At 75.9% G+C, this 22,636-nt stretch carries 14 protein-coding genes; 7 read left to right on the top strand and 7 right to left on the bottom strand.

Annotated features, from left to right (window positions below; all coding sequences use genetic code 11):
- Positions 1–27: 27 nt before the first annotated feature.
- Genes ACIPXB_RS02085 through ACIPXB_RS02075 form a run of 3 tightly spaced genes read right to left on the bottom strand, consistent with a single transcriptional unit; the run spans position 28 to position 2,011 of the window.
- Positions 28–270: an aroma-sacti cluster domain-containing protein gene (locus tag ACIPXB_RS02085; RefSeq protein ID WP_401443315.1), complete on the bottom strand. Its 243-nt coding sequence runs from the start codon at positions 268–270 to the stop codon at positions 28–30.
- Positions 267–929, bottom strand: coding sequence for a hypothetical protein (locus ACIPXB_RS02080; protein ID WP_401443312.1), 663 nt, complete (start codon positions 927–929; stop codon positions 267–269). The genes ACIPXB_RS02085 and ACIPXB_RS02080 overlap by 4 nt, the downstream gene beginning before the upstream one ends.
- Positions 926–2,011, bottom strand: a complete 1,086-nt coding sequence (locus ACIPXB_RS02075; RefSeq protein WP_401443309.1) for a radical SAM protein — start codon at positions 2,009–2,011, stop codon at positions 926–928. The genes ACIPXB_RS02080 and ACIPXB_RS02075 overlap by 4 nt, the downstream gene beginning before the upstream one ends.
- A 544-nt stretch (positions 2,012–2,555) precedes the next feature.
- On the opposite strand from ACIPXB_RS02075, the gene ACIPXB_RS02070 reads away from it, so the two are divergent.
- Genes ACIPXB_RS02070 through ACIPXB_RS02045 form a run of 6 tightly spaced genes read left to right on the top strand, consistent with a single transcriptional unit; the run spans position 2,556 to position 10,661 of the window.
- The gene (locus tag ACIPXB_RS02070) at positions 2,556–3,896 is read left to right on the top strand and encodes a glycosyltransferase (RefSeq protein ID WP_401443306.1); all 1,341 of its coding nucleotides are present in this window, start codon (positions 2,556–2,558) and stop codon (positions 3,894–3,896) included.
- On the top strand, positions 3,868–4,830 hold the full coding sequence (locus ACIPXB_RS02065) for a DUF6895 family protein (RefSeq protein ID WP_401443304.1): 963 nt from the start codon (positions 3,868–3,870) through the stop codon (positions 4,828–4,830). Before ACIPXB_RS02070 ends, ACIPXB_RS02065 begins: the two co-directional genes overlap by 29 nt.
- A gap of 14 nt (positions 4,831–4,844) precedes the next feature.
- Positions 4,845–6,068: a radical SAM protein gene (locus ACIPXB_RS02060; protein ID WP_401444394.1), complete on the top strand. Its 1,224-nt coding sequence runs from the start codon at positions 4,845–4,847 to the stop codon at positions 6,066–6,068.
- Between the two features lie 2 nt (positions 6,069–6,070).
- Positions 6,071–7,000 (top strand): DUF6895 family protein, encoded by a 930-nt coding sequence (locus tag ACIPXB_RS02055; RefSeq protein ID WP_401443301.1) that lies wholly within the window; start codon positions 6,071–6,073, stop codon positions 6,998–7,000.
- On the top strand, positions 6,997–8,511 hold the full coding sequence (locus ACIPXB_RS02050) for an MFS transporter (protein WP_401443298.1): 1,515 nt from the start codon (positions 6,997–6,999) through the stop codon (positions 8,509–8,511). The genes ACIPXB_RS02055 and ACIPXB_RS02050 overlap by 4 nt, the downstream gene beginning before the upstream one ends.
- An 11-nt stretch (positions 8,512–8,522) precedes the next feature.
- Positions 8,523–10,661: a prolyl oligopeptidase family protein gene (locus ACIPXB_RS02045; RefSeq protein WP_401443296.1), complete on the top strand. Its 2,139-nt coding sequence runs from the start codon at positions 8,523–8,525 to the stop codon at positions 10,659–10,661.
- A gap of 123 nt (positions 10,662–10,784) precedes the next feature.
- Here the strand turns inward: ACIPXB_RS02045 and ACIPXB_RS02040 are convergent, their stop codons facing one another.
- From ACIPXB_RS02040 to ACIPXB_RS02025, 4 genes are all read right to left on the bottom strand, one after another.
- On the bottom strand, positions 10,785–12,590 hold the full coding sequence (locus ACIPXB_RS02040) for a BTAD domain-containing putative transcriptional regulator (protein WP_401443294.1): 1,806 nt from the start codon (positions 12,588–12,590) through the stop codon (positions 10,785–10,787).
- Between the two features lie 275 nt (positions 12,591–12,865).
- The gene (locus ACIPXB_RS02035) at positions 12,866–15,829 is read right to left on the bottom strand and encodes a helix-turn-helix transcriptional regulator (protein ID WP_401443292.1); all 2,964 of its coding nucleotides are present in this window, start codon (positions 15,827–15,829) and stop codon (positions 12,866–12,868) included.
- 119 nt (positions 15,830–15,948) lie between these two features.
- The gene (locus ACIPXB_RS02030) at positions 15,949–16,149 is read right to left on the bottom strand and encodes a hypothetical protein (protein WP_401443290.1); all 201 of its coding nucleotides are present in this window, start codon (positions 16,147–16,149) and stop codon (positions 15,949–15,951) included.
- A 140-nt stretch (positions 16,150–16,289) separates the two neighbouring features.
- A complete protein-coding gene (locus ACIPXB_RS02025; RefSeq protein ID WP_401443287.1) occupies positions 16,290–19,376 on the bottom strand; it encodes a type 2 lanthipeptide synthetase LanM family protein in 3,087 nt (1,028 codons plus the stop codon).
- 296 nt (positions 19,377–19,672) lie between these two features.
- Here ACIPXB_RS02025 and lanKC point away from each other — a divergent pair, with 296 nt between their 5' ends.
- Positions 19,673–22,294: a class III lanthionine synthetase LanKC gene (lanKC, locus tag ACIPXB_RS02020; protein ID WP_401443284.1), complete on the top strand. Its 2,622-nt coding sequence runs from the start codon at positions 19,673–19,675 to the stop codon at positions 22,292–22,294.
- The last annotated feature ends 342 nt before the right edge of the window (positions 22,295–22,636 follow it).

The following is a 22,636-nucleotide window of genomic DNA, read 5'->3' as shown; positions in this document are numbered from 1 at the left end:
GGACGCGGGACCGCGGCGCGGCCGGGGTCAGAAGAGAGCGCCGCCGGCCACGTCGGCGTGGGCCTGCACCTCGGGAGCCGCCGCGTCGAGCCGCCCCCTGATGTCGACGAGCAGGGCCAGTTCCTCCGGGGCGAGCGCGCGCAGGACCTCGTACTGCTCCTCGCTGAGGGCGTCGAGGTCGAAGCCCGCGGCGGTCAGCGCCTCCAGGGTGGGCTCGGACGGGGGTGCACCGGAGGAGGCGGCGTCGTACGGCGTGGTGTCCTCGGTCACGGGTGTCCTCCGGGGTCGGCGGCGAGGGCGAGGAAGAGCCGGGTGAGCAGGTGCGCCGTGTGCAGCGCGCTGACGGAGACGGCGGTCTGCCGGTCCGGGGCCGGCGCGAGGGCGTCGAGCACCCGGTGCAGGTCGGCGAGGTGGCCGCCGTCGAGCTCGGCGTGTTCCCTCAGGGTGCGGAACGCGCCGTCGGGGAGCCCGGTGGCCTCGGCGAGGCGGTCGGCGAGCCGGGGCCCGGGGGCGTTGCCCTCCAGGACCGCGATGTACCCGAGCAGCGTGACGGGGTGCTCGTGCTCGACGCGGTAGTACTGCGACCCGGCGAGTTCGACGACGGCGGGGTGCGGCACGGCGGCGGGCCCGGCACCGGCGGCGGCGAGGTCGTCGAGCAGCCATGCGTCGTGGTCGCGTTCCTCCTCGGCGTGGCGGGTGTAGTAGGCCGCGAGTCGGCGCGCGGCCGGGTCGTCCAGCTCGGCGCACCGCTCGGCGGCCCGTTCCAGCAACGGCACCGAGGCCCGTACGAGCGGATGCATGGCCGCCAGGTAGCGCAGGTACCGCCGGCGCAGTCCGTCCGGTCGCCACAGGAGCGCGGTCGCGGCCCGAAGGACGGTGGTGGTGGGCGCGAGCTTGGTCCTGAGCGCGAGGGACGGGGAGGCGGTCATCGGCGGCTCTCCGCCGGTGCGGGAGGCGACTCCACCAGGTGCGCGTAGCGGGCGCAGCCCAGGCGCCGGACCAGGGCGGCGGGTCCGTCGGCGAGCTGCTGCTGCGCGCCGAGCCGGTCGAGGAGTTCGCCGACCCTGCCGCCGGCGTCGCGGGCCGCGCCCGCGAGGACCTCGGGGCGGTCGGCGAGCGCGTGGCAGCTGCGGCAGTAGCCGGCCGGGGCGGGCGAGGTCCCGTAGCGGGCGTGCAGCCGGCGGGGGCCGACGGCGCGCAGCATCCGCAGCACCGGGGAGTCCAGGGAGCGCTCGCGGACGGCCGGCCAGTCGTCGGCGGCGATGTGTCCGAGCCGCAGGTGCGGGGGAACGGGGCGGCGGTCGACCGTCCACTGGTTGCAGCAGGCGGCCACGGTCCCGTCGAAGGCGACGACCGGCCAGGCCGCGAGGGTGCAGGGCGTCGCCAGGGAGCCGTCCGGTCCGGCCGGCGTCGCCGGGGCGAGGCCCGCGGCGCGGCCGAGCGGGCGGACCTCGTTGACGAGCAGGGGCACCCGGCCGGCGAAGGCACGGCGGACGTCCGCGACGGCGTCCGCGAGATACGGGTCGTCGGGTCCGGTGCCGGTGAGGTGGATGCTGACGGGGATCCCGGCGTCGAGCACGGCCCGGAGGGCGCGCAGCACCGCGGGGCGCGGGACCTCGCGTTCGTGGTGGACGTCCAGGCTCGCCGAGAAGTGGTCGAGGGCCGTGATCGCCCGCATGATCCGGTCCGGGACGCGTCCGTCGCGGGCGAAGAACATTCCGCTGAGCAGCGCCACGCGCGAGCCCGCGGCGCGGGCGAGACCGGCCAGGCGGGCGGCCAGTTCCGGCAGGAGCAGCGGTTCGCCGCCGGTCAGCATGACCACCTTGGGGCGGTCCTGGGCGCCGAACGAACCGACGAAGCGCAGCAGGTGTTCGGGGTCGGGCTGCTCGGAGACCGCCATGGAGGAGCTGGTGGAGCAGTGCGCGCAGCTCATGGGGCAGCGGCGGGTGAGCGCGACCAGCAGGCCTCCACAGGGCACCGGGCGCAGGCCGATGAGCTCCGCCAGCTCCACGTCTCCTCCTCCGCAGGTCGCGCCGCGCGCTCGTGCCGCGCGCGGATCCTGTGCCCGGATCGTGCCCGCGCGCGCCATGCTTCCGGTTCACGAACGCCTGGCGATCGGTTGGTGCACAGGTCGCAGCGGCCGCCCGGCGGGGCACGGTGGGGCGTACGCCGGGGGCGTGCGGCGGGGGCCGGGGGCGTACCGCGCGGGTGGGCTCGGCGTATACCGGCGCCGAACCGGTGGCCAGGCGTTCCCGTACCCGGCGTCCCTAGCTTCCTTCTCAGACGGCGCCACAACGACGCCGCCGACGAAGGAGGACGAGCATGTCTGAGAACACGAAGCCGCAGACCGAGACCGAGGACATCGAGGTCGTCGCCCACGGCGAGGACGAGGAGGCCGAGGCCGGCTGCATCGTCAACCACTCCGCGGAGATGTGATCCCTCTTCACCGAGGCTGAGTACCGCGCGGGCCCCCCGGCTCTCGGCAGATCCTGCCCGGAGCCGGGGGCCCGCGGCCACCCTGGCACCGGACCGCCACACCGTGGGAGCGGCACATCGTGAAGATCCTCCTCTGCCCGCTCAGTGACGGCGGCTACCTCTATCCGGCGATCGCGGCCGGCCGGGAACTCCGGCGCCGGGGCCATGACGTCAGTGTGCTGGGCCGGTCCACGGCGGCGGCCGTCGCCGCCGATGCCGGCCTGCCCTTCGCGGCGGCCGAGGACTTCGGCGGCCACCGGGCGTTCTCCGTCACGTGGTGGGGGCCGACCGGCGCGGCGCAGTACCGGGCGACCGTACGCGCGGCCAAGGAGTCGGGGGCCGACCTGCTGGTCACCTCCGCGCTGTGCAACGGCGCCCTGCTCGCCGCCGAGACGCTGGACATCCCGGTGGTGGTGGTCGGGCTGTCGGTGCACCTGTGGGACTACCGGGCCGGCGGCGACGACGAGCCGCACCTCGGCCGGACCCGGCGGAGCCGGACGCGGGACTGCCTGCGGCTCTACGCCGACGTCCGGGAGGAGGCCGGTCTGGCGGGGCGTGCCTGCCGGTGGGGGGACGAGCCGCTGCTGGGCGACGCGTTGCTGCTGCGCGGGGACCCGGAGCTGGAGTACCCGGGTGCGCGGCTGCCCGAGCGGGTCCGGCACGTGGGTCCGCTGCCCTGGGAGCCGACGCCCGACCCCGGGGAGGTCGAGGCGATCGGGGAGCATCTGGCGCGCGACGGCAAGCCCGTCGTGTACGTCCATCTGGGCCGCTTCTTCGAGGGCAGGAGCCTGTGGCCGCGGCTCAACGAGGCCTTCACCGGCGGCCGGTTCCAGGCCGTGGTCGAGCAGGGCCGCTCGACCGACCCGCGGCCCGCCCCGGATGCCGATGTCCTGCTGGTCCGCAAGCGGTGGATGGGGCCGCTGGTGGACCGCGCCGGCCTCGTGCTGAGCAGCGGCACCTCCGCGCCCGTGCTGGCGGCGCTCCTGCGCGGCCGGCCCCTCGCGCTGTCGCCCAACGGTTCCGAGCAGCCCCTGCTCACCGGCGCCTGCCTGCGGGCCGGGGTGGCCGTGCACGTCCCGAACGATCCGTCCGTGGCGGCTGCGGCGCTGCTGGAGTCCGCGTGGCGGGACGACGGTCTGCGGGCCCGGGCCCGCGTGCTCGGCGGCAGGCTGGCCGCGATGGACGGCGCGGCCCGCGCGGCCGACATCGTCGAACGGGTGGCCGGCACGTCCGCCGCTCCCCCGGTCGGCACGTCCGCCGCTCACCCGGCCTACGCCACCGCTCCGTCGGCGGGAGCCACCGCCGCCGTCCCGGCCGGGGCGTCCACCGCCCCAGCGGCCGGCGCGTCCACCGCCCCCTCGGCCGAGGTGTCCGTTTCCTCGAAGGAGAACCATGAGTACGCGATCAGCAGGCCTCGATGAGGCCGTGACCAGCCTGTCGGTGGGCACCCGGCGGTGGATCGGACTGCACGCGGCCTACCTCGGCTCCCCGGCCGCACACGCCGAACTGCCGGTGACCCCGCGCGTGAAGGCCCTCCTGCAGCTCGCGATGCTCCGCCGCTACTGGGCCGAGCGCGCGCCCGCGGAGCCCGCCCTGGCCGAGGCGACCGGGGTGGTCGAACACGTCTGGCGGAGCCCCGACTTCCCTCGGCTCCTCACCCTGGACGCCAGGTACGCGCGGCAGTTCGAGCTCATGTACGCGGCCCTGGCACCGGCCGGGGCCGCCACCGGCGTACCCCGTGCCCTGCTGGAGCGGCTGGCGGCCGGCAGCTACCTGACGCCGGGCCGCAAGCCTCCGTTCCTGCATCTGGAGGCCAGGTTCTACGCCGATCTCGCGGGCGCCCGGCACCGGTTCGCCCCGTACGAGGACCTGTACGAGGCCAGCCCGATCCCGCGCGCCGCCACGCTGCCCGTGGCCGACCTGGACGGCTGCCAGGTCGCGCACACCGTCTGCTACCTCAGCGACTTCGGCCTGCGCGATCCCCGCCTCCCCGAGGAGGAACGGGAGCGGGCGCTGCGCGTGGTGGAGCGGCTGACGGACCACTGCGTGGGGCTCGGCGACTGGGACGTCGTGGCGAAGCTGCTGCTCGCCCAGTACTGCCTGGGCGCCGATCCGCTGCGCACCCCCTCCGGCGCGGCCGGCCTGCGGATGCTCGGCGCCGCCCAGGCTGCCGACGGAGCGATCCCCGGACGCTCCGCCACCGACCGGGCCCCGGCGGACGCCACGCCCGTCGCGTACTTCCGGAAGTCCTACAAAGTGACCCTCGTCGTGGCGCTGATGACGCTGTTCGTCACCGGCGGCCGGACCGGCGAGCCTGCCCTGACAGCGGCAGCGGCCCAGCGGGAGACCCTGTGAGCATCGACCACGTCATGAGCATCCGCCCGGCCGCGCCGTCGGCACCGGCGCAGGCCGCCCCCGAGCCGCTGCCCTCCGGCGCCCGCCTCCTGAAGGGCGAGCGGAACTGGTGGTTCCTGGGCCCGGGCGGGGTGGCCCGGCTCCGTGACCGGCACGTCACCGCCGACGGGGGCCTGCGCCCCGACGCGGAAGCGCGGCTGCACGAGAGCGGCCTGTTCACCGCTGGCCGGATCAGCGCCTACTCGCTGACGGTCCTCACCAGCACCCACTGCAACCTGGGCTGCGGGTACTGCTTCCAGAACACCGCCCAGGACGAGGCGGGCGGCAGCCGGCCGCCCCGGATCGGCCGGAGCCGGCTCACCTCGCAGACCATCACCGAGATCCTCGGCTTCACCGAGCGGCAGATGGCCGCCGTCGGCCTGGAGAAGCTCAGGATCCTGCTCTTCGGCGGGGAGCCGCTGCTCAACCCGCGCGGCTGTCTGGAACTGCTGGAGCGGGCCGCGGGGATCGCGCCGACCTCGGCCTGGATGATCTCCAACGCCACGCTGCTCACCCCGTCCCTCGCCCGCCGGCTCGCCGATCTGGGGCTGACGTCCGTCCAGGTCACCTTCGACGGCGACCGGGCCGACCACGACCGGATCCGGATCGGCCGGGCGGACGGCGGCGCCACCTTCGACAAGATCGTCGGAAACATCGCCAAGGCCTCCGAGCACACCCGGATCCAGTGGACGCTGCGGGTGAACGTCTCCCAGGAGACCTTCCACGGCGTGGACACCCTGATCGACCGGCTCGCCGCCGCGCTCGACCCGGCCCGGTGCACGCTGTACTTCGCCCGGATCGGCGACGTGGGGGTCGGCTACGCCAACAGCCTGCTGCACACGGGCGAGCTGCCCGACGCCTTCGCCCGGTGGCAGCGCCGGGCGCTCGACCTGGGCTTCACCGTGAGCCGCCCCGGCGCCCGCAAGACCTGTGCCACCTGCGGCCACACCGACGGCCGCTACGGCGCGGTGGTGAGCGCGGACGGCACCCTGGCCAGCTGCTGGGAGACCGCGGGCAAACCCGACTGGGAGGTCGGCACGGTCACCGACGGCTACCGGCCGGGCGCGCAGACCCGCGACCGCTGGATCGGCTGCCAGGACCTCTACCGCTACGACGAGGACGCGCGGACCCTCGCGAGGTTCCGCGACTCCGTCGACACGGCCCTGCTCGACTACCTGCACGAGACAGGGCGCCTGTAGTCATGCCCGCACCCCTGGAGCGGCTCTGCGCCGGCGCACTCGGCTGGCTGGGCGGGAATCTGGACCACTTCGACCCGTTCTCGGCGAGCGCCCGGCCGGCGACCCACGGCAGGGCGAAGGCGGCGCTGGAGCTGGCGCTGCTCTGCCACTGCGCGGCGCGCCTGGCCGACCCTCCGGAGGCGCTGGGCGGGGCGGGGGCGCTGGTCCGCAAGCTGTGGCAGGACCCGGATCTCCCGCGGCTGTTCGCCGACGTCCCGGCGTACACGTCCACGTACCGGTTGGTCTACGCCGCACTGGCCCCCGACGCGATCGACGACACCCAGGTCCGGGCGACGCTCGCGCGACTCGACCCCGGCTTCCTCGCGCCGCGGGGGAAGTCCCCGTACCAGCGCATCGAGATCCGCCACTACGCGGACAAGGCCGGGGTCCGCCACAGCATCGAACCGTACGCCGAACTCCTGCCGCACAGCCCGCTCGTCGCGTTCCGCGCGGCCGGGCCGGGGGACGCGAGGGCGCAGGACGGGGCGCCGCTCACCGCCCCGCAGGCGTACGCCGTGACGCACACCGCCTTCTATCTCGGCGACTTCGGCCGGGCCGCCCCCCGGCTGGACCCGGACGCCCTGGCGCACGCCGGGGACCTGGTCGACCGGTTGCTGCGGCACAGCGTCGGGCACGAGCAGTGGGACCTGGCCGCGGAGCTGGTCCTCACCCAGTTCATCCTGGGGAGCGAGCCGCTGGAGACGCCCTCGGGCACCGCGGCCGTGGAGTGCCTGGTGCGGGCCCAGCGGCCCGACGGGGCGATCCCGGGCCGGTCGGCGGCGCTCACGGCCGATCCGTCGGCCCCGGACGGGGAGTTCTTCGCGAAGGCGTACCACACGACCCTGGTCACGGCCCTCATGGCACTGATCGTCTCGTCGCCGAGGCCGTCATGACACGGCGCCCGGTCCTGATCAACCGTGACTTCACCCGGCTCTGGTTCGGCCAGGCCGTCTCGTCCGTCGGGGACGCCGTCTTCAGCACGACGCTGGTGCTGTGGGTGGCCACCGTGCTGGCGAAGGACGAGTCGTGGGCGCCGCTGGCGGTCAGCGGCATCGTGATCGCGTCGAGCGTCGCCGTGCTGGGCATCGGTCCGCTCGCGGGCGTCTTCGTCGACCGCTGGGACAAGCGCGCCACGATGCTGCGCACCGAGGTGCTCCGCGGCGGTCTGGTGGCCGCGCTGACGGCCGTCACGTTCCTGCCGGCCGGCGCCCTCCCGGCCGGTGCCTGGCTCGCCCTGGTCTACGCGACCGTGCTCCTGCTCCACGCGGCCGGCCAGTTCTTCTCCCCGGCGCGTTTCGCGGTCCTCGCGGACCTGGTGACCGGGGACGCCGACCGCGCCCGGGCGGCCGGCATCGGGCAGGCGACCGCCGAGACGGCCTGGATCATCGGGCCGCCGCTCGCCGCGCCGCTGCTGTTCACCGCCGGGCTGCAGTGGGCCCTGGTCTTCAACGGCCTCTCGTACGCCGTGTCCTACGTCGCGATCCGTTCGATCAGGGTAGGCGCGCCCGGTGCGGGCTCCGCCGGACCTGCGGGCTCCGCCGGACCGGGCGCCGCGCGGCGGTCCGCCGGGCGGCGAGGCAGCGAGCGGCAAGGCGGCGGCGGGCTGCGCGCGGAGTTCGTCGACGGACTGCGCTTCTTCGCGGGCAGCAGGTTCCTGGTGGCGCTGCTCCTGCTCGCCGTCATAGGCCAGTTCGGGGTCGGGACGCTGAGCACCCTCAACGTCTTCTTCGCCACCGACAACCTGCACGCGGACGCCCGCCTCTACGGATACCTGGGCATGGCCATGGGTGCGGGCGGGATCGCGGGGGCGCTGTGCGGGGGCCGGGTGGTGCAGTGGCTCGGGGCGCGCAGGACCACCTGGATCGGTTTGCTGGTCAGCGGTGTGCTGCTGGTCGCCTACTCCCGGCAGACCGGCTTCCTGGGCGGGCTCGCCCTGCTCTTCGTCTTCACCGTTCCGCTCACCATGCTGAACACCGCGATGTCACCGCTGCTGCTCGCGGCGGCGCCCCCGGACTACCGGGGCCGGGTGATGGCCGTGTTCTATCCGGTGACGAAGCTGGCGTCGATGCTCTCCGCGGCCCTGTCAGGCTGGCTCGCCGGATCCGTGCTGCGGGACGTCGGGGGCTCGTTCGGCGGGCTCCGGTTCGGGCCCGTCGACACGATCATCGCCGCGTCGGGGCTGATCGTCCTCCTGGCCGGCTTCTTCGCGATGGCCGCGCTGCCCGGCGTACGGGGCGCCGAGAAGGCCGCCGGGGATTCCGGCGAGGACACGGCCGGGACCGGGACGGCGCCCCCGGTGCCGGCGGGGAGACGGGACATCGAGGTCGTCGCCCACCACGAGGACGAGGAACGCCCCGCCCGCGCCGGCAACCGGCCCGACGACCCCCGGCCCACCGACGGATGAGGGAGCACCGAGTGACCCCGGAACCGCACCGCTACCCGCTCGCGGAGCGGCAGGACCTCGTCGAGGAACTGCACGGTCTGCGCGTCCCCGACCCGTACCGCCCGCTGGAGGACGCCGAGTCCCCCGCCACCCTGCGCTGGGGCGCGGAGCAGGCAACGCTCTACGAGGCGGAACGGGCCTCCTGGGCGGACCTGGAGCGCTGGAAGGCGGAAGTGGCGGCGATCGACGCCGTGGACCGCGCCCGGCCGCCCGAGGTCCGCGGCGGCCGGGTCTTCTGGCTGCGGCGGGACGCCGGTCAGGAGCATGCCGTGCTCATGGTGGCGGAGGCCGGGGCGGACCCGACGGAGCGGGTGCTGCTGGACCCCGCTGGCCTCGACCCGTCCGGACGTACCGTGCTCGATGCCTGGGAGCCCTCCGTGGAGGGCGATCTGCTGGCCTTCCAGGTGTCCCGGAACGGCACGGAAGACTCGCTGCTCCGGGTGCTCGACGTGGCCACCGGAAAGATCGTCGACGGGCCGGTGGACCGGGTGCGGAAGTCGTCGATCGGCTGGCTGCCCGGCGGCGAGGCGTACTACTACGTCAGGAACCTCGACCCTGTGCTGCACCCCGGCGAGGACCGCTACCACCGCCGGGTGTACCTGCACCGGGTCGGCACCGACCCCGGGTCGGACGCTCTGGTCTTCGGCGAGGGACGGGACAGGACGCAGTTCTACAGCGTCTCCGTGACCGCGGACGGCCGCTGGCTCGCCGTCACCGCCACGCTCGGCACCGGCCGCGGCACCGACCTCTACCTGGCCGACCTGTCGGCGGGGCCGCTCGAGCGCCCGGAGCTGCGTCCCGTCCAGGAGGGCAGGGACGCCGCCACCCGCCTGTACGCGGTGCCCGGCACCGGTCCGCGGGACCTGGTGTGGCTGCGCACCGACCGCGGCGCCGCGCGCGGACGCGTCGTCGCGTGCCGGCCCGCCGACCTGCGCCTGGGCCCCGCCGCCTGGCGCGAGGTGGTCCCTGAGCGGCCCGACGCGGTGCTCACCCACCTCGTCGTGCTGTCCGGTCCGGAGCTGAAGCACCCGCTCGGCCTGGCCGCCTGGACCCGCAACACGGTGGCCGAGATGACCGTGCACGACCTGGTCGAGGGCCGGCAGGTCGCCACGGTACCGCTGCCCGGCGCCGGAGCGGTCGGCGACTTCTCGGCCGGACCGCCCGGCGGTCACGAGGCCTACTTCGTCTACACCGACTTCGTCACCCCGCCGCGGGTGCTCCGCTTCGACGCCCGGACGGGCCGTGCGACGCGCTGGGAGCGCGACGCCCCGGATGCCCCGGGCGTCGGCGGCGCGGTCACCCGCCAGGTCGCCTTCCCCTCACGGGACGGCACGACGGTGCGCATGTTCGTGATCTCCCCCACCGGCCGTCCGGACGTGGCGCGCCCGGCGCTGCTCACCGGCTACGGCGGCTTCGGCCGGACGATGTCGCCCCGGTACCGCGCCCAGGTCCTCGCCTGGGTCAGGGCGGGCGGGGTGTTCGCCTGGGCGGGCGTGCGCGGCGGCGGCGAGGAGGGCGAGGCCTGGCACCTGGCGGGCAGCGGGCGGAACAAGCAGAACTCCTTCGACGACTTCGCCGCGGCCGGCGACCGCCTGATCGCGGAGGGCTGGACCGAGCCCGGCCGCCTCGCGATCATGGGCGGTTCCAACGGCGGGCTGCTGGTGGGCGCCGCCCTCACCCAGCAGCCGGGGAAGTACGCCGCCGTGGTGTGCATGGCCCCCCTGCTGGACATGGTCCGCTACGAACGGTCCGGCCTCGGGCCCAGCTGGACACCCGAGTACGGCAGCGCGCAGGACCCCGCGGTGCTGCCGACGCTGTTCGGCTACTCCCCCTATCACCGGGTCGTACCCGGGACGGCCTACCCGGCGGTGCTGCTGGTCGCCGCGGACGGCGACACCCGGACCGATCCGCTGCACGCCCGCAAGATGTGCGCCGCGCTCCAGCACGCCTCGTCCGGCACCGGTCCGGTGCTGCTGCGGCTGGAGCGCGGCGTCGGGCACGGCGACCGGTCCGCGTCCCGCGCGGTCGCCCTGCAGGCCGAGTGCCTCGCCTTCCTCGCGCGGCACGTGGGGCTCCCGGCCCCGGAAGGCCCCGGTCCGGCGACCCCGTGACACGCGGGCTCCGGCCGCCCGACGGGGGCGGCCGGAGCCCGCGGCGGGCACCGCGCTCAGCGGCCGCACGGGTGCGCAGCGGAGGTGGAGGCGGCCGGCGGGACCTCCCACCCGCGGCACGGCTCAGCCCGAGGCCGGCACGGGGGTCGCGAGCCCTGAGCCGCGCACGTACAGCCGTATCAGGTGCGGCAGTTCGTACTGGGCCGCGTGCGCGGTGACCTCGCCGCAGGGCGACGTCACCATGCCGGCGTCGATGAGCGCCTCCACCACCCGTACGGCGTGCCGCTCGTCGCATCCGAGGGCCTCGGCCGCCTCGGTCAGGCCGAAGGGGCCCTCCCCCGTGCCCGCGGCGAGCCGTCCGGTGTCGCGGCCCCACTCCTTCGGCAGCGCCTCCCAGCCGTGGGCGAGCCACCGCCGGACGGACACGTCCCCGGAGGTCAGTTCGTCCAGCGCCCCCGCGGGGTCGGTGAGCCGGTCCGCGAACTCCCGCAGCGGTACGTGGCGGAGCACCGCGAGCCGCATCCCGCTCACCCGGACCGCCAGCGGTGACCCGCCGCAGGCGCGCACGATCCGCAGGGCGGCCTCCCGGTCGGCCCGCACCCGGCCCTGGCCGACGAGTCCCGCGAGCAGTTGCAGCGACTCGGCGGCACCGAGCGGCGGGACGCAGACCCGGTGCACGGGCGCCAGACCGCCCAGCTGTCCGCGCGCGGTGAGCAGCACGCTGCCCCGCCCGCCGCACGGGAGCAGCGGTCGTACGGCGCGTTCGTCGGGCACGTCGTCCAGGATCACCAGGACGCGGTGCCGCGCCAGCCAATCCCGCCACGCCTCGGGCCCGGACAGCCCGACCTGGCCGGTCCGTTCACCGAGCTCCGCGAGCACCGCCGGCAGCGGGCGGGTACGGCCGTCCGCGTCGCGCAGGCGGACCCACAGCCGCCCGTCGGCGAACCGGTCGCCGAGCCGGTGGGCGGCCCGCACCGCCAGCGTGGTCTTCCCGGCTCCGGCGGGGCCCGACAGCAGCACGGTGCGGCCGGCCCCGTCCTCCTCCAAGTGGTCGAGGAGGGAGCGCAGTTCCTCGCCGTGTCCGGTGAAGTCGACGAGGTCGGGCGGCAGAACGGTGGGCGGCCGGACGACCACGGCCGCCGCCCCGGCCCGGTCGTCGCCCGCGAGGACCGTCCGGTACCGGGCCGCCATGGCGGCGCTCGGCTCCAGGCCCAGTTCCCGGGCGAGGAGCTGCCGGTAGTCGTCGTACGCCGCGAGCGCCTCGGCCTGGCGGCCGGACCCGCTCAGCGCGCACATCCAGGCGGACCGGAGCCGCTCCCGCAGCGGATGCCGCTCCACCAGGTCCCGCAGCCCCTCCACCACGGCCGGCGCGCCGCCCAGCTCCAGCTCCGCCTCCGCCCAGCTCTCGTACGCCGTCAGATGGCGCAGCTCCAGCCGCTCGGCCTCCTCGGCGAGCCGGGGCGACTGCCGCAGATCGTCGCCCAGCGGGGGCCCCTGCCACAGATCGAGGGCCTGGCGCAGCAGTCGGGCGGCCGGGCGGGAGCCCTGCCCCTCGGCGGCCCGCACCAGGGAGCGGAACCGCAGGAGGTCGAGCTCGTCCTCCGCCACGCGCAGCACGTATCCGCCACCGGTGTGGGTGAGCCGCGGCCGGTCCCGGTCGTCGTCCCCGAGCAGCCCGCGCAAGGCGCTGACGTACACCTGGAGGTTCTTGCGGGCGGTGCGCGGGGGCTCCTGCGGCCAGACCGCGTCGGTCAACGCGTCGACGGACAGCGGGCTGTTGGCGGAGCCGAGCAGGGCCGCCAGCACGATGCGCTGCTTCAACGGGCCCAGCGGCAGGGCCCGGTCGTCCCGGTGGACGGTGAGCGGGCCGAGGACGGAGAACCTGAGCGTGCCGGATGGCGCTGCGGGCTGCGCGAACGGACGCGGCATCGAGCGAACCTCCGTGGTGTGACGGGAGTTGGTCGGTCCACTCGATGATCTGCGGCCCGTACCCGTCCCACATCGGTGCCGGGCCCGCACAGTCGTGCTACCCGTGACCGTGTCATGGGGGACCGGGCCCCCATGGAACCGGGAGCGTCCCCCATGCAGACGGGGGCGACCCCCATCCCGGCCCCCACCGGGCCCCGCGAGCACGGCCGGCGGACCGGGACCGAGCGGATGTCCACCGGTCACGGCACGCGTCCACGTCGGGGGCTAGACGCGGGCTAGACGTCCGCGTGCTCCGCCGACAGGGCGCACAGGGCCGAGCGGTCCGCGGAGCCGGTCTTGGCCATGAGGCTGGCCATGTGCTTCTCCACCGTCCGGGGCGAGATGCACAGGCTCTGGGCGATCTGCTGGTTGCCGGGCCGCTGTGCGAGCAGCACGAACACCTCGTACTCACGCGGCGTGACGCCCGCGGTGCGCAGGCTCGCGGGGATCCGCTCCCGGCCTCCCCGGCGCTGCGGGACACTGAGCCCGGCCTGCCGCAGGGCGGCCCGGCAGGCTCCGGCCACCGGCGGTACGCCCGCCTCGTGGAAGTACTCCTCGGCGGTCCGCAGCCAGGCGACCGGGTCGCCCCAGGAGTCGGCGAGCGCCGCCTCGGCGGTCAGCCGCAGGGCGAGGTGCCACGCCTGCGGGAACACCGTCGCCGCCCGGCCGGCCCGCTCCACGGCGCGCCGCGCACCGGCGGCGTCTCCGTCCCGGCCGCGGAGCACCGCGTCCGCCATGCCGAGGAACATCCGGTTCCAGGCCAGCTGCCCGCCCGGCGAGGCCAGCGCCTCCTGGTACGCGCGGGGGCCGGCGTCCTCGCCGTCGAGGACCCGTAGCAGGGGGCCGAGCCCGTAGCGGCCGCTGAGGTAGAAGAAGCTCGGGTGTTCCCGCTCCCAGGCCAGCGCCGCGTCGAGCTCGGCCTTCGCCCGTTCCCGGTCCTCGCCCATCAGCGCGCCCACGGCCTGGCACAGTCCGCGTTGCAGGGGTACGAGCATGGACTCCTCGCCGCCCGCCCGGCGGAACCGCACCAGGGCTCGTTCCTGCTCGCGGAACCGCCCCTGGTGGGCGGCGAGCGTGGCATCGACGAGGAGCAGGTAGCGGTGCGTCGACAGGTTCTGGAGGCGGGCGCTGGCCTCCACCGACCGCTCGACGATCCCCCGGGCCCGGTCCCATCGTCCGCCCAGCACGCTCTGCATGGCGAGCAGCCCGTCGACGGACTGGAGCAGGGCCAGCGAACCGAGGTCGTGGGCCGCCGTGCGGGCGGACTCCAGACGGGTCGCCTCACCGGTCCGCATGAACGCGTTGGTGCCGAGCCGCACCAGTGCCTCGGCCCGGTACACCGCGAGCCGGTGCTCCTCGGCGACCGCGAGCATGCGTTCCAGGCAGGCGTCGGCCTCGTCGAACCCGCGCTCCCGGGACAGCGTGGCCAGCAGCTGCCACGCCTGGCAGGCCACCACGGGCCGGCCGCGTTGCTCCGCGGTGAGCGCGGCCCACCGGGCGGAACGTTCCGCCTCTGCGAGCCGCTCGCGGCGGTCCTCGCCGCCCCGGTCCACCGGGCCGTGCCCCTCGCCCCGGCCGTCCCGCTCCGGCAGCAGCGCGAGATGGCCCTCGACCACCGCGAGCGCCGCCTCCTGCTCCGGGCGCGGGGCGGCCCCGAGCAGGGCGCGGGCCGCCCGGATCCGGCGGCACGCCTCCTCCTGCTGCTCCGCCATGGTCGCGACCCACGCGACCTGCGTGTGCGCCTGGGCCCGTTCCTCCGCGGCACGTGACCCGGCGGGTGTCGGCGGAAGGTCGTCGAGCAGCGCGGCCGCCTCGTCGAGCCGCCCCGACTCGGCCTGTGCGATCGCCAGTTGCACCGTGACCTCGTCGCGCTCCTCCTCGGCCGCGAGGCTCCGGGCGCGCTCCAGCAGTACGGCGGCCGAGCCCGACGCACCGGCGTCCAGCATCTGCCGGCCGACCTGGGCGAACTGCCGGGACGCCGCCACCTTGTCGCCCGCCGCCAGCCGTAAGGTGGCGACCAACTGCCGCTGGTCATCGCCCAATTCAGCGGCGGACTCCTCGATGGCCGAGGCCGCGCGCCGGGCCAGCGCGGCCTGCTCGGCGGGCGGCAGCGAGGCCTTGAGCGCGTCCGCCGTCAGGACGTGCCGGAAGGTGTAGTGGTCGTGGGCGGCGCCGTCCGGGGCGATGATCCCCACCTCGGAGGCCGACCGGAGGTGGGCGAACAGCGCCCGGTCGTCGAGTCCGGTCACCGCCCTGAGCGCCCCGACGGAGAACCGGCCGCCGAGCGTCGCCGCGACGAGCAGCAACGCGCGCACCGGTTCGTCGAGCCGGTCCAGCCGGCGCGCCCAGCTGCGGACCGCCCCCGTCGGTACCGTCGTCTCGCCGTGCTCGGCGAGCTGCCACCCGCCGTCGGCCCTGCTCAGCCGTCCCGTTTCCAGCAGGTCGGCGAGGAGCACCTCCACCAGGTACGGGTTCCCGCACGCCCACTGCGCCAGGTGCCGGTGCGCGGCCGGCGGCACCTCACCCGGTCCGACGTCCAGACAGGCGGCCGCCATGTCCCGTACGGCGGCCTCGTCCAGCGGCCCCAGCTCCCTCGGCACCGCGGTGTTGCGCAGCTCGGCGGCGAGCGCGACGTCCAGCGCCGGGCCGGGGTCGGGCCGGAGCGTGCCGACCAGGAGGACCGGCAGCTCCGCCACGTTGTCGACGACGTACTCGACGACCGCGATCGTCTCGGTGTCGGAGTCGTGCAGGTCCTCGAGCAGGATCACGCAGCCCCGCTCGCGGCCGAGCACCGCCAGCAGCCTGAGCAGTGCCTCGGCCAGTTCGACGAGCGAGATCGCGTATCCGGGCGCCACCGTGTCGGCCCGCCACTCCGGCACGAGGCCGGCCAACGCGGGCCGGTAGGGGTGGAGTTCCGGGTCGTCCGGAACACCCGCGGCCCGGAACCGTGAGGACAGCGCCTCGGCCAGGGGCCGGAAGGGCACGACGAGCCCGGTGGACGTGGCGCGGCCGCGCAGCACCGGCATGTCCCGGTCGTAGGCGCGCAGGGCGCACTCGCCGGCCAGCCGGGACTTGCCGATCCCCGCCTCGCCGACGAGGAACACCGCCCGTCCGGCGCCCTTCCTGACGCTCTCCAGGGCCTGGTCCAGCAGCCGGATCTCGGCGTCCCGCCCCACGATGACCGACGACGTCGCTCGCATGGGCGCAGGCTACTTGATCCTTTTCACGCACGGCAGAGGGCCGGGGGAACCCCCGGCCTCCGCCCGATCCGTCAAGCGTCATCCCGGACACATCACCGGGAGACGTACCCCGCCTCCCCTCAGAACAGCGTGAGGGAGCCGGTGGTGAAGGGCATGTCCACGGAGGCCGCGAGGTCGGAGTCCGACGTCCTGAGCAGTCTGCTGCGCAGTCCGAGCGTCCCGCCGGTCCCGAAGGTCACCTCGCCGACCGGGTGGTCGTGGGCCGCGGTCTCCGCGGCGGCGCTGCTGTCGACGTACCTGACCGAGTCGTTGATCTGCATGGTCGTCGTCCGTTCGTCGTATCCGCAGGGGTGGTGTTGTGCTGAGCGGTGCGGTGGCGCGGTGGTGCAGGGGTGCGGTGTGCGGTCGGGGTGCTCCTGCTCCGTGCCGGAGCACCGCGGACGGCGGCTGTACGCGGTGCCTAGCCGGACGTCCGCAGGAGGAGCAGGGACGGTACGCGCTCCGGGAACCCCGCCCGCAGGAGTCCGTGCCCGATCCCCGCCAGCCCGGTCAGCAGGCCGGGATGCGCGACGCCGTCCGGGGCGCCGCTGCGGCCGCCGGTCTCCTCGGCGGACGCGAGCAGTGCTCCGGTCCGGCGGATCCAGTGCGGGCGCAGCTCCGGTGCCGTGCTGTGGCCCAGGAGTTCGCACAGTCCGGCCTCGCCGTGGCACAGGCTGTCGTCGGGAGCCCGACCGTCCCGGCCCAGCTCTTCGACGGTCGTGCGGGACCAGGCCGCGAGGTACGGGTCGTCCAGGGCGCCGGGTGCGTCCACAACCGCGAGCGCGATGCCGGCGCGCCCCCGGCACCAGGCCGAGACCCGGGCCCCGTCGTCGGGCCCGCCGGCCGGTGGGTGCACGGAGGCTCCCCCGTGGCCGGCCGGACCCCGGCCGCCGTCCGGTTCCCCGGCCACGGCGGCCCGCAGTGCGGACAGGCCCGCGAGCCGGTACCGCTCGCTGTCCTCGGCGGCCCCGCCCCCGGCCCCCGCGGTGGCGCCGGCCTCGGCGAACCGCAGCAGGGCCCAGCCGACTCCGGCGGCCCCCGTCGTGAAGCCCCGCCCGCCGGCCGTGGGGTCGGCGGCGAGCAACCGGTCCGCGCAGGCCCGCGCGTCCCGCCAGGTCTCCCGCCCCTCGTCCCCGGCACCGGCACCGGCACCGGACCCGGCCCCGGACCTGGCCCCGGACCCGGCCCGGTGGGCGGCCAGCAGGGCGGCGAGCCCGCCCGCGACGCCCGCCCCCACCCCGTACTCCCCCTCGGTGAGTGCCGCAGCCCCCGCCAGCCGCAGCATGGCGGACGCCCAGGTGCCGACCTCCGGATCGTCCAGCAGCCGTGCCGTCTCGGCGAGCGCGTACGCGATGCCGCCGAGGCCGGAAAACGCCCCCGACCCCACCGCACCGAGGTCCGCGGGCCGGCCGCGCAGCGCGTCGAGCAGCCCGGGCACCGGCGCCAGCGCCGTACGGGCCACCTCCGCGTAGTGTCCGGCCCCGGTGAGCGCCGCCAGTTGGGCCAGGAACAGGGCCGGTCCGGTATACCCGCCGGCCAGGTCGGCCGGCATCGGACCGATCCGCCAGTAGCGGTCGGCCAGGAGCTCCAGGCCGATCCAGTTGCTGCGCGGTCCTTCGCGGTACGCGCGGGAGACCAGCCGGTCCCCGACGGACCGGGCCGCCGACAGCAGCCGCTCCGGCTCCGGGGCGCGCTCCGCGGTACGGGTGCGCCGGTCCCCGGCGGGCCGGTGCACGGGCGCGCTGGAGGCCGTCGCCATCGCGGCCCGCACGATCCACTCCTGGTCCTGGCGGTCGACCGGGTCCAGGGCGGCGAGCCGCGCGGCGACCCGGGCGATCCCGGACTGGTCCGTGCGGCCGGCCAAGGGCCGCTCCGCTGTGCCCCACAGGCGGTCCCGGCCCGGACGGGCGGTGAACAGCGGTACGTCCCCCGCCCAGAGCTGGGCGATCTCCTCGTCGACCAGGGCGGGCGCGGGAACCGCCCCGAGCGCGTCGGTCCGCAGGGTCTCCAGGACCCGCTGCCGCTCGCCCGCGTCCTTCAGCAGATCGGGATGCGTCGACTCGTCGAGCAGTGTGCTGTACACCCAGGTGGGACGTACCAGCACCCGGACTTCGTCCTCGGCGAACGCCTTCAGCAAGGGCGTCTCCCGCAACAGTTCCTCCCTGGCCGCGGCGATGGCCGTGTACCCGGCGCGGAATCCGGCGCAGAGCGCCTCGATGTGGGCGGCCGGCTCCACGGGAGCGCCATCCGCGCGGCGCGGCCGGTTGGCGGACTCACCGAACGTCCCGGCCCGGCGCACCAGGCGCATCCGGTCGGTGCCGGCGTCCGCCCAGTCCGCCCGGACGACAGGCGACACCGCTTCGCGGCCGCCGCCGACCGCGGACACGTCCAGGGCGCTGTGGTCGCCCACCAGCAGTTGGGGCAGCAACCCGACGCGGTACACCGAGCCATGGAGTGCGCGGGCGGCGGGGTCCTCCGTGGCGGTGCCCGGCAGCGGCGGGTGGAACAGGGTCTCCACGTCGACCAGCACCGGGTGGGCGCCGACGGCGATCAGGTTCTCGTGGTGCAGGTCGGTCCCGTCGATCAGGTGCAGCAGCGACAGCAGCGCGCCCTGGCGGCGGTAGAACGCCTCGACCTCGGCGGAGGAGGAGCAGGGCCGCGCGGCGACGAACTCCACCCACCCGTAGTCGCCCCGGTCGAGCAGCCGCAGCGTACGGAGGTCCACGGCGCCGGGCAGCCCGTTGAACCAGGCGACGAGGTCGTTGAAGTGGCCGTGCGCGGCGAGCGGCCGTGGCTTGTACACCAGCCGGGTCCCGTCGGCGAAGCGCAGCAGCATCACGCTCCGCCCGCCCCGGTGCCCGTCGCCGGCGCCCGGCTCGACACCCACGAGCCGCCCCGGGTCCCCGCCGGCCCCCTCCAGGAGACCGGTGGCCAGCCGGTCGTGGTCGTCCGCCAGCCGCTCCAGTGCCTCCGCGACGGCGTCCGCCGCGTCGAGCGCCGCCCGCCCCAGGATGCGGGCCAGCACCGGCCGGCCGGCCAGCAGGGCCGCCAGGCCTGGCCGGGACGCGACGCGCCCCAGGAAGTCCCGGAACCGGGCCCGTGTGTCGTCCCCGTCGAGCCGCCCGGCGCACCGCGCCTCGTACAGCTCCAGGACCAGTGTCCGCGCCGCTGCCCGGGCCAGCCTGCCGCCGAGGTGCCGCTCCAGGTCGTCCCGCACGGCGGCCATGTCCACGAGCCGGCGCGCCCGCCCCGACACGCCCCGCTCCAGCCGCTCCCCCGCGCGGACGGTGAACGGCCGCAGCACCCACGCGAATCCGCTCAGCCCCGGATGGTCCCGTTCGGGTGCCACGGCCTCCTCGGGCGCGACGGACAGCGCCTCTTCGGCGAACGCCGCCCAGTCCGGCCGCCCTTCACCCCCGAAGCCCCCGCAGCCGCCGACGAGCCCGGCCCCCCACCACCGCTCGCCCGCCGACAGCGGGACCCCGGCCCGCCCCCGCCCCGCCACCATCGCAGCTCCTCGCCCCCGGCCCACCGCTCCGTGCACGCCCGATCCTGGTACGGGGGGTGCCTCCCCCGCATGGGGGAGAGTCCCCCATGTTTTCTCGAGCCGGCCCGGAGCCGCCCTCGAGCCACGGCCCGGGAGCCACCCGCCCTCGAGTCCCTCGGCACGGCCCCGGGCACGCGCACTCCGGCGAAACCGCGGAATACCGGCCGTATGCCGCCGCCGAACCGATTCCATACCCGCCCGCCCTAGCGTCCGCCACGACCGTTGTGGCCGCCCGCCACCACCCGTGAGGAGATCCCGTGCTCGAAGGCTTCGGTGAGACGCTCGCGGACCGGGACTACTACCTGCCGCTGCCCAGCGTGGCCGACCCCGGCCCACGCTTCGTCCCCCGCGAGGTGCCGCCGGGCGCGCACGGCACCGCGCAGGGCATCTGGACGCTCTGGGCCGGTCCGCGGACCGGGCTCGCCGAACAGGGCTGGAAGATCCACGTGTCGGCGCGGCTGGACCGGGCGCAGCACGTGCTCGACACGGTCGCCGGGATCTGCTTCTCCGCGGGCGTGCCCTTCAAGCACCTGAGCGCCCGGCTCTTCTTCCTGTTCCTCCATCACAAGCACGCCGGGCGGGCCCAGGCGGGCAAGTTCTGCGCCGTCTACCCGCCGGACACGGCGACCGCCCGCCGGCTGCTGGAACGCCTGCGCGACGCGCTCGACGGGGAGGAGGGGCCGTACGTCCTCACCGACCGGCGCTTTCGCGACTCGCGGACGGTCCACTACCGCTACGGCTCCTTCGGCGCCCGCAGCCGGCTGCGGGCCGACGGCACCCGGGAGGGGCTGGTCCGCGACGGCTCCGGCCGCGAGGTCGTGGACCTGCGGCTGCCCGCCTTCCACCTGCCCGCGGGAATCGCGGACCCCTTCGTCGAGCACGAGGAGCGGCCGCACGCGGGTCCGATCCTGATCCGCGACTACGAGGTGACCCGCGCGGTACGCCTGAGCAACGCCGGCGGCGCCTACCTGGCCCGGGACCGGCGGACCGGCCGCACCGTCTTCCTCAAGGAGGCCCGCGCCCACAACGGCCTGGTCTTCGACGGTACCGACGCGCAGGCGCGGCTGCGGCACGAGTACCGCGTGCTGCGCGAGCTGCACGGGGCCGCCCCCGGGGTGGGCCCGGAGCCGCTGGAGCACTTCACGGAGTGGGAGCACGACTTCCTCGTCACCGAGTACGTCGAGGGGCAGCCGCTGGTGGGCTGGCTGAGCCGGTCCTCCCCGCTGGCCCGCGCCGACCGCACGGCCGGGTCCGTCGCCGCGTACTACGAGGCCTGCCGGCGGCTGCTGGCCGCGCTGGACGCCTCGCTCGAGCAGGTGCACGCCGCCGGCTACCGGTTCGGCGACCTCAGCCTGGGCAATGTGCTGGTCACGCCGTCGGGCGGGGTCCGGCTGGTGGACTTCGAGGCGGCCTCGGCGCTGACCTCGCCGCCCAGTGCGATGGGCACCCCGGGGTTCACGCCACCGCCCGGCCGGACCGGGGCCGACACCGATCCGCTGCTTCAGGACCGGTACGGCATGGCGGCGGTCGCGCTCGCCTTCCTGGCGCCGTTCCACGAGATCGCCGAACACGCGCCCGCCAACCTCGCACTGCTGCGCCGCGACCTGGCCGACGTGGCTCCGCCGCAGGACCTGTGGCAGCGGGCGACCGCCTTCCACCTGGTGGCGGACGGGGCGCGGGACCAGGACGGTCCCGGCCGCCTGCCCTCGCCCGCCGAGCTGGACGCCGATCCCCGCGGCTGCCTGACCCGGCTGGCCGAGGACGTGACCGCGGGGCTGCTGGAGATGGCCGACGCCGACCGGCCGGAGTGGGCCTTCCCGCCCTCGCCCGAGGCGTTCCGGACCAACAACGTGTGCCTGGCCCACGGCACGGCCGGGGTGGTGCACGCCCTGCTCCGCGCCGGGGCCGCGGTGCCGGAGGAGATCCGCGCACGGCTGCGCCGCGACACGCTGGCGCTGCGCGGCGCGCTGCCGCCCGGACTGCTCGTCGGCTCGGCCGGCATCGCCCGGGTGCTGGCCGGCCTCGGCCTGCTGGACGAGGCCGTCGACCTGCTGCGGGACGCCGACGGCCACCCGCTCACCGCCTCCTGCGGCACGCTGGCCGGCGGGCGGGCCGGCGTCGGCCTGGGCTGGCTCGCCCTGTACCGGCTGACCGGGGAGAACGGCCACCTGGAGCGGGCCGCCGCGGCGGCGGAAGGCCTGCTGCGCACCCCCGACCTGCCGGCCACCCTCGGCGAGCACGATGCCCGCGGCCTGCTGTACGGCCGCTCGGGACCCGCCCTCCTCCTCCACCGCCTGGCCCGCGAGACCGGGGAGGCCCGCTGGCTGGAGGCGGGCCGCCTGCTGCTCCACCAGGAGCTGGACCGGACCTTCGCGCTGGACGACGGCGCCCTGTCCATCTCCGACGACGCGCGGCTCACCCGCGCCATGCCGTACCTGGCCACGGGCGCGGCCGGGGTCGCGGCGGTGCTCACCCGCTACGTCGCCACCGCCCCCGACGAGCGCTGCGCCGCGGCGCTGCCCAGGCTGGTCGCCGGCATCCGGGTCTCGTGCGCCACGAAGGAGGCGGGCCTGTACCGGGGGCTGGCCGGACTGACGTGGTTCCTGACCGGGCACGCCGAGCTCACCGGTACGGACGCCGCCCGCCGGGACGCCGTACGCGCCGCGACCGGCCTGCTGAAGTACGCCGTCCCCCACCGGCGCGGGGTCCGCTTCCTCGGAGCGGGATCGCAGCGGTTCACCGCCGACCTGTCCAGTGGCGGGGCCGGTGTCCTGCTGGCCCTGCACCGCCTGCTGGCCGGCCCGCTCCTGCCGGAGCCCCGCCCCGCGCCTGCCCTGATCCCGGCCGCCGCCGGACGGGACCGGGCGGGCGTCCCCTGAACGCCTGGGCACGGCGGCGGGCAGCCCTGTGCCGAGGTTCGCAGTCACCGACCGACACCCCGAGAAGAAACCCGAGAAAACGGAGAGCATCCATGAGCCAGATCCTCGCGCTGCAGACACTGGACACCGAGCCGGAGGCCCATTCCGCGCCCCCGTGCTTCAGCGTCGCCTGGAGCATCAGCGACTTCCCCTGGCCCGACCCGATGTAACGAGCCGGTACCCGGAAGGGCCGGGACGGGTGGTCCCACCACCGGTCCCGGCCCGGTGCGTTCGGATCCCGCGGCCCGGCTCGACGAACGCCGGCCCGACCGTCTGATCACCGTGAACGGGGGCAGACGGAGG

The sequence above is a fragment of the Streptomyces sp. NPDC090022 genome (genome assembly GCF_044748145.1).
GTDB lineage: Bacteria > Actinomycetota > Actinomycetes > Streptomycetales > Streptomycetaceae > Streptomyces.
This window is presented reverse-complemented; position numbering and strand designations above follow the sequence as displayed.